Genomic DNA, 10,913 nt, shown 5'->3' with positions numbered 1-10,913 from the left:
GATGGACGGGGTATCAACATATCTGGCGTTGATTTTTGGCACACTGTTGAGTTCTCAAGGAACGGACGCTTCCTTTGTACTCACCCTTTCGGGCTTTCCTCCGGGCGCTTCCCTTCGGTCTTGCGTTTCCGACTCTATCAGATCTTTCCGATCCGATTTCCTCGGTGTGCTTTCCGGCCTTTCGGCCTTCCGGCGGTTCCGACTCTATCAGACTCTTTCGGGCCTGATTCCCGGTCAGCGGGAGTTGTCTTCCCGGCTGTTGGGCCGTTCCGACGAGTGAGACTTTAGCGGAATCCCCCGCCCCGAAGCGAATCGGGGCCGGCGTCCTTTCGAACGTGGATTCTTCATTTCGCAAAGGCGCACGAAAGACGGACGACACAGAATGCCGTTCATCGAAGTGGGTCTTACGGAATGGCTGTCCGGGGCCGACCGGGGTCGGTGCTCACGTCGGACAACTCGGAGAACACTACGGATGCCGGTAGGTGATGTCAACCCGCCCCCTGACGGCCTCTGGCGGCGTACTGTTGGGCCCATGACATCGCGCATGTGCCTCCACCAGTGGTGGGCCGCCTGACGGCGGCCGGCACCTTCGCATGCACCCACGGCCGCCGCCTCGGCGGCCGTTCGCGTATCTCCCTCCGGGAGCCCGGCCGCTGAGCGCGGCGGCTTCGATCAGGAGACGGAGAACGGAATGAAGCGGATCTTCAGCGGGATCAAGCCGACAGGGCATCTGACCCTGGGGAACTACCTGGGCGCGCTGCGCAGGTGGGTCGAGGTGGACCAGCACCAGGCGGACGCGCTGTTCAGCGTGGTCGACCTGCACGCACTCACGGTCGAGCACGACCCGGCGCGGGTGCGCAGACTCAGTCGTCAGGCAGCGACTCTGATGCTGGCCGCCGGTCTCGACCCTGATCTGTGCACCGTCTTCGTGCAGAGCCATGTGGACGAGCACGCGCGGCTGTCGTACCTCCTCGAGTGCACGGCCACCGACGGCGAGCTTCGGCGCATGATCCAGTACAAGGAGAAGAGCGTCCGGGCACGCGCGGCCGGGCAGAGCGTGCGGCTGTCGCTGCTCACCTATCCGGTGCTGATGGCGGCGGACATCCTGGCCTACCAGGCGGACGAGGTGCCGGTGGGTGACGACCAGACGCAGCATGTGGAGCTGACCCGCGACCTGGCGGTGCGGTTCAACCAGCGCTACGGGCACACCTTCAACGTCCCCCGGGCCACGGCCCCGCCGGTCGCGGCCCGGGTCATGGACCTTCAGGACCCCACGTCGAAGATGGGGAAGTCGCACGAGTCCGGTGCGGGCATCGTCTATCTGCTGGACGAGGCCGACGTGGTGCGCAAGAAGATCATGCGGGCGGTCACGGACAGCGGGGATGACGTCGAGTACGACCCCGGCACCCGGCCCGGCGTCGCGAATCTGCTCGAGATCCTCTCGGCCTGCTCCGGCGCGAGCCCCAAGGAGCTGGCCGGTGCGTATCGGTCGTACGGGGCCTTGAAGAAGGACACGGCCGAGGCGGTACTCGAGGTGCTGAGGCCGATCAGGGAGCGGCACGCCGAACTCGCGGCCGATCCGGGACACGTCGACGAGGTGCTGAGGAAGGGAGCGGAACGGGCCAGGGGCATGGCCCGTCCGACGGTGGACGCCGCCTACCGGGCGATCGGACTGCTGCCGGCAGCATGACGGACGCGGAACACGGAGAACCGCGGCGGGCCGGTCAGCCGTTGCCGGAGGCCAGTTCGCGGCTGCGGTCGCGGGCGGCCTCGAGAGCGGCGATCAGGGCGGCCCGTACGCCGTGGTTCTCCAGTTCGCGGATGGCGCTGATGGTGGTGCCCGCCGGCGAGGTGACCGCTTCCCGCAGTTTCACCGGGTGCTCGCCGCTGTCCCTGAGCATCACGGCCGCGCCGATGGCGGCCTGGACGATCAGGTCGTGGGCCTGGGCGCGCGGAAGGCCGAGCAGGATTCCCGCGTCCGTCATGGCCTCGACGAGGAAGTAGAAGTACGCCGGACCCGATCCGGAGAGGGCCGTCGCCGCGTCCTGCTGCGACTCGGGGACGCGCAGCGTCTTGCCCACACCGCCGAAGATCTCCTCGGCATGGGCGACGTGGTCGCCCGTGGCATGGCTGCCGGCGGAGATCACGGACATGCCCTCGTCCACGAGCACCGGGGTGTTGGGCATGACCCGGACCACGGGTGTGCCCGCGGCGAGGCGCTCCTCGATGAAGGACGTGGTGATACCGGCCGCCGCGCTGATGACGAGTCGGTCCGCGGTGATGTGCGGGCCGAGTTCGTCGAGGAGCTTGCCCATGTCCTGCGGCTTGACGGCGAGGATCAGGGTGTCGGCACGCTTGGCGGCTTCCGCGTTGGTGACGGGCTCGACGCCGTAGCGGGTGCGCAGTTCGTCGGCGCGATCGGCGCGGCGGGTGGTGACCAGCAGGTCCGCGGGGCGCCAGCCCGCACGGATCATGCCGCTGAGCAGCGCTTCACCGATCTTGCCCGTACCGAGGACTGCGACTGTCTGGGTCATGGCTGAAGTTCACCTCGCCGGTGGGGATACGTGCGCACATCCTGTCACCGGAGCCGGGCTCGTGCCGTGGTCGTCCGAGTGTCGGTACGGGCGTTCCCCGTGGAGGCGGCGGTCAGGCGGTGCGGCGGCGCAGGGTGGCGGCGCCGAGGGCTAGGACGACCAGCGCGCAGACCGCGACGACCAGGACGTCCCGCACGAAGTCGCCGGTGACGTCGGGATGGCGCAGGACCTCGCTCATGGCGTCGACGGCGTAGGACATGGGGAGCACGTCGGAAATCGCTTCGAGGACGGGCTGCATCGTGTCGCGGGGCGCGAACAGGCCGCACAGCAGCAGCTGGGGAAAGATCACGGCCGGCATGAACTGGACCGCCTGGAACTCGGAGGCGGCGAAGGCGGAGACGAACAGTCCGAGCGCCGTGCCCAGCAACGCGTCGAGCAGCGCGACGAGGAGCAGCAGCCAGGGCGAGCCGACGATGTCGAGGCCGAGGACCCAGAGGGCGAGTCCGGTGGCGAGCAGCGACTGGAGCACTGCGACGAGACCGAAGGCGAGTGCGTAACCGGCGATGAGGTCGGCCTTGCCGAGCGGCATGGCGAGGAGTCGTTCGAGGGTGCCGGAGGTGCGTTCGCGCAGGGTGGCGATGGAGGTCACCAGGAACATGGTGATCAACGGGAAGATGCCGAGCAGCGAGGCGCCGATGGAGTCGAACGTGCCGGGGCTGCCGTCGAAGACGAATCGGAGCAGGAAGAGCATTAGGCACGGCACGAGCAGCATCAGGGCGATGGAGCGCGGGTCGTGGCGGAGCTGCCGCAGTACCCGTGCGGCGGTCGCGAGGGTGCGGGACACGGAGGGCGCGAGGGCCGGCCGCTGAAGGGTGGCGGGAGTCGGGCGGGAGCTCATCGGCGGCTCTCCTGAAGGGCGTCGGCCTGGTCCACGAGGTGGAGGAAGGCCTGTTCGACGGTTTCCGAGCGGGTGCGGACGCGCAGGTCGTCCGGGGCGTCCTCGGCGAGGATCTCCCCTTCGCGCATGAGGAGGAGGCGGTGACAGCGTTCGGCCTCGTCCATGACGTGGGAAGAGACGAGGATCGTCACTCCACGTTCGCCGGCGAGGCGGTGGAAGAGGTCCCACAGGTCGCGGCGGAGGACGGGGTCGAGGCCGACGGTGGGCTCGTCGAGGACGAGCATCTCAGGGGTGCCCAGCAGGGCGACCGCGAGCGAGACCCGGCTGCGCTGGCCGCCGGAGAGCCGTCCGGCGAGCGAGTCGGCGTGCGAGGCGAGGTCGACGTCCTCGACGGCTCGCGTGACGTACTCGCGGCGGGCGTCGCGGTTGCGGCGGCCCGGGAGGAGGACGGAGGCGAAGTAGTCGAGGTTCTGCCGGACGGTGAGGTCGTCGTAGACGGACGGGGCCTGGGTGACGTAGCCGATGCGGGAGCGGAGCTCGGCGGCGCCGGCGGGGCGGCCGAGGATCTCGAGGGTGCCGCCGACCTTGGCCTGGGTGCCGACGACCGCGCGCATCAGCGTCGACTTCCCGCAGCCGGAAGGCCCGAGGAGCCCGGTGATGCGGCCTGACAGGACCGAGAAGTCGACGCCGCGCAGGACGGTGCGGTCTCCTCGCAGCACGGTGAGGCCGCGGGCGACGACGGCGACGCCGGAGGAATTCATCATGCGATGAATAATGCTCCCGCCGATACGGGCCGTCAAGCACGAACGCCCGGCCGCACCCCTGTAGGGGCGTGACCGGGCGTTCGTGTGTGTCGCGTCAGCGGCGCTTGGGGCGGCCCTTCGTCCCGCGGGCGGCCGGGTTGCCCGAGCGGGTGCCGCGGCGCTTCTCGTACTGCCTGAGCGCCGACTCGTACTCGGCGCGGCGCAGCTTCTCGCCCGGCGCCTCACTGAGGCAGCGCAGGGCGTACGCGATGAGCGAGCCGATGAAGCCGATCGTCTTGAGGCTGCGCAGCGAGTCCTCCGACGGCGAGCCGTCGGGACGGCGGGAGAAGCTCTCCCAGGTCTTACGGAACGCGATGGCGCTGCACACCGCGAACATCACGACGACGAGGACGTTCACGAAGCTGCCGACCTCGGCGATGGCCAGCCCCTGATAGGCGAAGCGCAGCAGCAGGGCGGCCGCGAAGGCGGTGATCAGCGAGCCGGCGGCGACAGCGGCCCGGCGCAGCCCGTACCCCCCGTCGTGGCCGACCCATGTCGTGCCGAAGAAACGGATGGGCTCGGGCTCCGGGCCGCCGCCGCTCGCCGTGGTGTTCTCGCTCTGGTCGCTCACGGGGTCGATTATCCCCGTACGCGGGCGGAGGGTCAGGCGCAGCGCCGGGCGACGTAACCGTCGCTGCCGGTCTGCACGTACGCGTCCGCCACGAACTCGCCGTTGGCGATGTTGTCCCAGATGTTGCTCGTGCCGTAGGTGCCGGTGACGGTCTCGCCGGCCTTCTGGCAGTTGATCGGGACGGTGGCGCCGTACGGCAGGATCCTGACCAGCCGGTAGTCGGTCCCCGGCCCGCTGCGCACATTGAGACGCACGCCGGGGGCGACCGGGTAGCGCTTGACCGTCATGGTGCCGACCGGTTCGGCCTCGGTCGCGTCCGCCTCGGCGGCCGCGTTCCCCGCCGCTGTGTTCTGAGCCTCTTCAAGAGCCATCGGACTTCCCCCCGTTGACATGGACGATTGGTTGCGCCGCGCGCAGGCTAGCAAGCCATGGCTGGATCGCACGCATCATCGACTAGGCTCCGTGCGTCGCGCGTGCGCACCATCAGACGGGGGTGGGAGATGCCACCGCTGCGCAGCACCGGGCCGTTCCCGGAAGCGGAGCATCCGGAATATGCAGGGCAGTACCGCCTCGAGGCGGTACTGGGCAACGGCGGGATGGGCGTCGTCCATCTGGCCACCTCCGCCTCGGGTCTACGGCTCGCGGTCAAGGTCATTCATGCCGAGCACGCCCTGGACCCGGAGTTCAGAGCGCGTTTCCGCCAAGAGGTCGCCGCCGCCCGACGGGTCAGCGGAGCTTTCACCGCGCCGGTCGTCGACGCCGACCCGGACGCCGGACGGCCCTGGATGGCCACCCTCTTCATCGAGGGCCCGACCCTCGCGGACCGGGTGAAGCGGAACGGTCCGCTGAATCCGGCCGAACTCGTGCGGGCGGGCGCCGGGCTCGCGGAGGCACTCCGCGACATCCACCGGGCGGGCGTGGTGCACCGCGATCTCAAACCCAGCAACGTGCTGCTGGCCGCGGACGGGCCGAAAGTCATCGACTTCGGCATCTCGCGTCCCACCGACAGCGATCTGCGCACCGAGACCGGAAAACTGATCGGCACACCGCCGTTCATGGCGCCCGAGCAGTTCCAGCGCCCCCGCGAGGTCGGGCCGGCGGCGGATGTGTTCGCGCTGGGCGCGGTGCTGGTCCACGCGGCGACCGGGCGCGGGCCGTTCGACTCCGACAGCCCGTACATCGTGGCGTACCAGGTCGTGCACAACGAGCCGGACCTGACGGGTGTGCCGCAGCGGCTCGTACCGCTCGTGGCGCGGTGTCTGGCGAAGGACCCGCAGGCGCGGCCGACGCCGTACGAGCTGATGGTGGCGCTGCGGGCGTCCTCGCCGTCCTCCGCGTACGACACCCAGGCCTACATACCGGCGCAGCGCGATCCCGCTCCCGGTGAGACCCGCGCGGCCGTGCCGGAACCGTCCGCGGGCTCCGAGCCGGCCGGCGACGCACCCGCCGCCGCTTCCCCCGCGCGCCGGGCCCGAAGGCGCTGGGCCGTCGCCGTCGCCGCGGTCGCCGTACTTGCCGCCGCCGGCACCGCCGCCGTCGTCGTCCCGGACGACGGCTCCCCCGCCGGCGGGCGCACCACGCCCTCCGCCGAACAGCGCTTCCGCCCGTGGAACGTCCCCCTGCGGGACGGCGCCGTCTCCGGCGTCCCCGTGTGCACGGCCGGCGACGGCGACGCCCTCTACTGCGCGGCCCCCGGCGTCGGTACCACGCGGCTGGACCCGGCCGACGGCTCGACGGTCTGGACGACGAAGGAACGGGCCGCCGGTGACGCCGCCGCGCAGAGCGACGAGGGCCTGGCGCCCCACACCGCCGGCGGACTGCTGCACGTGGTGACGCGCGACGGTGACCGCTACCAGGCGCTCGACCCGGGGACGGGCGAGGTGCGCCGGGAGCTGGACGCGTCCGGACATCCGACCGTACGAGTCGTCGGCGACACCGTCCTGCTGGTGTCGGACGCCGGGACGGTCCGGGCGATCGACGCGACCACCGGCGAGGCGCGCTGGCAGAAGCGGCACGGCGGGCCCGGTACCCAGTGGCTGTCCGACCCGGGCGGCGACGGCCCGGCGCTCGCCGCCACGCCGTCGGCCGACGGGACCTCGACCCTCGTCAGCGCCGTCGGTCCGATGAGCGGCGAGCTGCTGTGGACCGAACGCGTGCCGGGTTCGCTGACGCCGGTACAGCTCGCCGGCGGCGTCCTGTATCTCCTCTCGGCCGGCACCGACGGCTTCACCGGCGCGGTCGTCACGATCGACACCGCGACCGACGGCCGGGCCGTACGCACCATCCCCCTGACCGTCCCGGTCGACCAGGCGCAGGCGACGGTCGCGGGGAGGACCGTCTACATCTCCGGTTCCGGTGGCTCGCTCTTCGCGTTGGACACGGCCCGGCCGGGTACCGACGGTCCCGAGCTGTGGCGCCTGGAGACCGGGGTCGCCCACCTTTCGCGCCCGGTCACCGACGGACGGGCGGTCTACCTGTCCGCCGCCGACGGGCGGCTGCTCGCCGTCGACGCGCGGCTCGGCAGGATCACCGGCCAGACGGGCCTGCGGATGTCCGACGACGGTTCGACCTTCTCCGCGCTGCTGCCCGCACCCGTCACCGTGGACGGGAAGGTGTACGCCAGCGCCCCGGACGGCTCTGTCTTCGCCGTGGACGCGAAGGACCCGGCGCGCTGGTGAGCGCACCGGGTCCGCGAGCAGTCGGGCGGCGGGTCAGCCCAGCTTGGACACGTCCCTGACGGCGCCCCTGTCGGCGCTCGTCGCCATCGCGGCGTAGGCGCGCAGGGCGGCGGACACCTTGCGTTCCCGCGACTTGGGGGCGTAGACGCCGTTCAGGGCCTCGCGCCGGGCCGCCAGCGTGGCGTCGTCGACGAGCAGTTCGATGGTGCGGCCCGGGATGTCGATGCGGATACGGTCACCGTCCTCGACGAGCGCGATCGTGCCGCCGGAGGCCGCCTCCGGGGAGGCGTGGCCGATCGACAGGCCCGAGGTGCCGCCGGAGAAGCGGCCGTCGGTGATCAGGGCGCAGGTCTTGCCGAGGCCGCGGCCCTTGAGGAAGGACGTCGGGTAGAGCATCTCCTGCATGCCGGGGCCGCCCTTGGGGCCCTCGTACCGGATGACCACCACATCGCCGTGGGTGATCTCCTTCTTGAGGATCTTGTCGACGGCCTCTTCCTGCGACTCGCAGACCACGGCCGGGCCCTCGAAGGTCCAGATCGACTCGTCCACGCCGGCGGTCTTCACGACACAGCCGTCGACGGCGAGGTTGCCACGCAGCACGGCGAGTCCGCCGTCCTTGGAGTAGGCGTGCTCGGCGGAGCGGATGCAGCCGTTCTCCGCGTCGTCGTCCAGCGCCTCCCAGCGCTCGGACTGGGAGAAGGCCGTGGCGGAGCGGACGCAGCCGGGCGCCGCGTGCCACAGCTCGACGGCCTCGGCGGACGGCGAACCGCCGCGCACGTCCCAGCTCTTGAGCCAGTCCGCGAGCGAGGGGCTGTGCACGGAGTGCACGTCCTCGTTCAGCATGCCGGCGCGGTGCAGTTCGCCCAGCAGGGCGGGGATGCCGCCGGCGCGGTGGACGTCCTCCATGTAGTACGTGCGGTTCTTGGCGACGTTCGGCGCGACCTTGGCCAGGCAGGGCACCCGGCGCGAGACGGCGTCGATCTCGTCGAGGCCGAACTCGACGCCCGCCTCCTGGGCGGCGGCCAGCAGGTGCAGGATCGTGTTCGTCGAGCCGCCCATGGCGATGTCGAGCGCCATGGCGTTCTCGAAGGCCGCGAAGGTGGCGACGTTGCGCGGCAGGACGGACTCGTCGCCCTGCTCGTAGTACCGCTTGGTGATGTCGACGACCGTGGCGGCGGCGTTCTCGTACAGCGCCTTGCGGGCGGTGTGGGTGGCGAGGACGGAGCCGTTGCCCGGCAGGGACAGGCCGATGGCCTCGGTCAGGCAGTTCATCGAGTTGGCGGTGAACATACCGGAACAGGAGCCGCAGGTCGGACAGGCGTTCTCCTCGATACGGAGGATGTCCTCGTCCGAGATCTTCTCGTTGACCGCGTCCGACATGGCGTCGACCAGGTCGAGCGTGCGGACCGTGCCGTCGACGAGCGTCGCCCGGCCGGACTCCATCGGGCCGCCGGAGACGAAGACCGTCGGGATGTTCAGCCGCAGGGCGGCGTTGAGCATGCCCGGGGTGATCTTGTCGCAGTTGGAGATGCAGATCAGGGCGTCCGCGCAGTGCGCCTCGACCATGTACTCGACCGAGTCGGCGATCAGGTCGCGGGAGGGCAGCGAGTAGAGCATGCCGCCGTGGCCCATGGCGATGCCGTCGTCGACGGCGATCGTGTTGAACTCGCGGGGCACGGCGCCCGCGGCCTTGATCGCCTCGGACACGATCCGGCCCACCGGGGCCAGGTGCGTGTGCCCGGGGACGAACTCGGTGAAGGAGTTGGCGACGGCGACGATCGGCTTGCCGATGTCCTCGCTCGCTACGCCCGACGCCCGCATAAGGGCGCGGGCGCCCGCCATGTTGCGGCCGTGGGTGACAGTGCGGGACCTCAGCTCGGGCATCGTCGCTCGCTCCTCGTGACGGGTGTACCTGCCTCGAGCGTACGCCGCCGCTCCAAGATCTGGACAGGTTGTCCGAAATGCGGGACGCCCGGCTCAGTCCTCGGTCGGCCGTTCGATGTCCTCGGTCAGGTAGCGCTGCAGCGACGGCGCCACCATCCGGACGATCTCCTCCGGATCCACCGAGGCCATCGGCTCCACCTGGACCACGTACCGCAGGATCACGATGCCCACCATGTGGGAGGCGGCGAGCTCGGCCCGGAAGCGCGGATCCGGTACGTCCAGCTCCCCCGCCACCCGCTCCAGCAGGCGCCGCAGCACGAAGCCCCGCAGCACCTTGGCCGCCGCTTCGTGGGTCAGCGCGGAACGGACGATCGCGAGCAGGGGCGCGCGGGTCGCCGGGTTCTCCCAGATGCCGATGAAATAGCGCGCCAGGCGTTCACCGATCCCCGCCTCACCCTGGCCGAGGATCTGCGGAAGCACCATCGCCGGTTCGAAGGAGACCTCGATCGCGGCCGCGAAGACGTCGTCCTTGGTGCCGAAGTAGTGGTGGACGAGCGCCGCGTCGACCCCGGCCGCCCGGGCGATCCCCCGCATCGTCGTCTTGTCGTAACCACGCTCGGCGAACTCGGCACGGGCCGCCTCGAGGATGCGTTCCCGCGCGCCGGGCCCCTCGTCGGCCGCCTTACGGGCGGGACGGCCGCGCCGCCTGCGTTCCTCCGTCACGGGATGCGGGAGGCCGACGCCAGGTGCAGCCGGGTGAAGGCCAGCGCCTCCGCCAGATCGGCCTCACGTTCGGCGGCGGACATGGCGCGCCGGGTGTTGACCTCGATGACGACATGGCCGTCGAAACCCGAGCGCGCGAGCCGCTCCAGCAGTTCCGCGCAGGGCTGGTCGCCGCGTCCTGGCACCAGGTGCTCGTCCTTCGCGGACCCTTTGCCGTCCGCCAGGTGCACGTGGCCGAGCCGGTCGCCCATGCGGTCGACCATCGCCATGGTGTCGGTGCGGGACGTCGCGGCGTGCGAGAGGTCGATAGTGAAGTGGCGGTAGTCGTCCTTGGTGACGTCCCAGTCGGGGGCGTAGGCGAGCATCTCGCGGTCCCGGTAGCGCCACGGGTACATGTTCTCCACCGCGAACCGCACGTCCGTCTCGTCCGCCATCCGCCAGATCCCGCGGACGAAGTCGCGTGAGTACTGGCGCTGCCAGCGGAACGGCGGATGCACCACGACCGTCGACGCCCCGAGCTTCTCCGCCGCCGCCTTCGCCCGCTGGAGTTTCACCCACGGGTCCGTGGACCAGACCCGCTGGGTGATCAGCAGACACGGCGCGTGGACCGCGTGGACCGGCATCCGGTGGTAGTCGGAGAGCCGGCGGAGCGCCTCGATGTCCTGGCTCACGGGATCGGTCCACACCATGACCTCGACCCCGTCGTAGCCGAGGCGCGCGGCGACCTCGAAGGCTGTCGCCGTCGACTCCGGATAGACGGAAGCCGTCGACAGGACAACCTTCGCATCCGGGATACGCACGACTGGTTCTGCCACGGGGACA

General features: G+C 70.8%; 10 protein-coding genes. 2 read left to right on the top strand and 8 right to left on the bottom strand.

Going from position 1 to position 10,913, the window contains the following annotated elements:
• Positions 1-691: 691 nt before the first annotated feature.
• The gene (gene trpS, locus ACTMTU_RS13485) at positions 692-1,690 is read left to right on the top strand and encodes a tryptophan--tRNA ligase (RefSeq protein ID WP_441263694.1); all 999 of its coding nucleotides are present in this window, start codon (positions 692-694) and stop codon (positions 1,688-1,690) included.
• A gap of 34 nt (positions 1,691-1,724) precedes the next feature.
• On the opposite strand, the gene proC is transcribed toward trpS, so the two are convergent.
• The 5 genes from proC to ACTMTU_RS13460 all read right to left on the bottom strand — a co-directional run bounded on the left by proC (position 1,725) and on the right by ACTMTU_RS13460 (position 5,177).
• Complete coding sequence (gene proC, locus ACTMTU_RS13480) at positions 1,725-2,534, bottom strand: pyrroline-5-carboxylate reductase (protein WP_441263693.1); 810 nt, start codon at positions 2,532-2,534, stop codon at positions 1,725-1,727.
• Between the two features lie 112 nt (positions 2,535-2,646).
• Positions 2,647-3,432: an ABC transporter permease gene (locus tag ACTMTU_RS13475; RefSeq protein WP_441263692.1), complete on the bottom strand. Its 786-nt coding sequence runs from the start codon at positions 3,430-3,432 to the stop codon at positions 2,647-2,649.
• Positions 3,429-4,196 (bottom strand): ABC transporter ATP-binding protein, encoded by a 768-nt coding sequence (locus tag ACTMTU_RS13470; RefSeq protein WP_441263691.1) that lies wholly within the window; start codon positions 4,194-4,196, stop codon positions 3,429-3,431. Before ACTMTU_RS13470 ends, ACTMTU_RS13475 begins: the two co-directional genes overlap by 4 nt.
• Before the next feature lie 94 nt (positions 4,197-4,290).
• Positions 4,291-4,806, bottom strand: coding sequence for a hypothetical protein (locus ACTMTU_RS13465; protein ID WP_441263690.1), 516 nt, complete (start codon positions 4,804-4,806; stop codon positions 4,291-4,293).
• 32 nt (positions 4,807-4,838) lie between these two features.
• Positions 4,839-5,177 (bottom strand): peptidase, encoded by a 339-nt coding sequence (locus ACTMTU_RS13460; RefSeq protein ID WP_441263689.1) that lies wholly within the window; start codon positions 5,175-5,177, stop codon positions 4,839-4,841.
• A 129-nt stretch (positions 5,178-5,306) separates the two neighbouring features.
• On the opposite strand from ACTMTU_RS13460, the gene ACTMTU_RS13455 reads away from it, so the two are divergent.
• The gene (locus ACTMTU_RS13455; RefSeq protein WP_441263720.1) at positions 5,307-7,484 is read left to right on the top strand and encodes a protein kinase domain-containing protein; all 2,178 of its coding nucleotides are present in this window, start codon (positions 5,307-5,309) and stop codon (positions 7,482-7,484) included.
• A 33-nt stretch (positions 7,485-7,517) separates the two neighbouring features.
• Here the strand turns inward: ACTMTU_RS13455 and ilvD are convergent, their stop codons facing one another.
• The 3 genes from ilvD to ACTMTU_RS13440 form a co-directional block, all read right to left on the bottom strand.
• Entirely contained in the window at positions 7,518-9,368 is a 1,851-nt protein-coding gene (gene ilvD / locus ACTMTU_RS13450) for a dihydroxy-acid dehydratase (protein ID WP_441263688.1), read from the bottom strand.
• A 93-nt stretch (positions 9,369-9,461) separates the two neighbouring features.
• Positions 9,462-10,091, bottom strand: coding sequence for a TetR/AcrR family transcriptional regulator (locus ACTMTU_RS13445; protein ID WP_441263687.1), 630 nt, complete (start codon positions 10,089-10,091; stop codon positions 9,462-9,464).
• Positions 10,088-10,906 (bottom strand): sugar phosphate isomerase/epimerase family protein, encoded by an 819-nt coding sequence (locus ACTMTU_RS13440; protein WP_441263686.1) that lies wholly within the window; start codon positions 10,904-10,906, stop codon positions 10,088-10,090. The genes ACTMTU_RS13445 and ACTMTU_RS13440 overlap by 4 nt, the downstream gene beginning before the upstream one ends.
• Positions 10,907-10,913: the final 7 nt, after the last annotated feature.

Origin of the sequence: Streptomyces sp. OZ13 (genome assembly GCF_052068155.1) — a bacterium.
GTDB lineage: Bacteria > Actinomycetota > Actinomycetes > Streptomycetales > Streptomycetaceae > Streptomyces.
Note: the sequence above shows the minus strand (reverse complement) of the source record. Positions and strands in the feature narration are given on the sequence as shown.

Excerpts from the sequence above, each read along its gene's own strand:
- trpS (WP_441263694.1), top strand. The coding sequence starts at position 692 with ATGAAGCGGATCTTCAGCGGGATCAAGCCGACAGGGCATCTGACCCTG.
- proC (WP_441263693.1), bottom strand. The coding sequence starts at position 2,534 with ATGACCCAGACAGTCGCAGTCCTCGGTACGGGCAAGATCGGTGAAGCG.
- ACTMTU_RS13475 (WP_441263692.1), bottom strand. The coding sequence starts at position 3,432 with ATGAGCTCCCGCCCGACTCCCGCCACCCTTCAGCGGCCGGCCCTCGCG.
- ACTMTU_RS13470 (WP_441263691.1), bottom strand. The coding sequence starts at position 4,196 with ATGATGAATTCCTCCGGCGTCGCCGTCGTCGCCCGCGGCCTCACCGTG.
- ACTMTU_RS13460 (WP_441263689.1), bottom strand. The coding sequence starts at position 5,177 with ATGGCTCTTGAAGAGGCTCAGAACACAGCGGCGGGGAACGCGGCCGCC.
- ACTMTU_RS13455 (WP_441263720.1), top strand. The coding sequence starts at position 5,307 with ATGCCACCGCTGCGCAGCACCGGGCCGTTCCCGGAAGCGGAGCATCCG.
- ilvD (WP_441263688.1), bottom strand. The coding sequence starts at position 9,368 with ATGCCCGAGCTGAGGTCCCGCACTGTCACCCACGGCCGCAACATGGCG.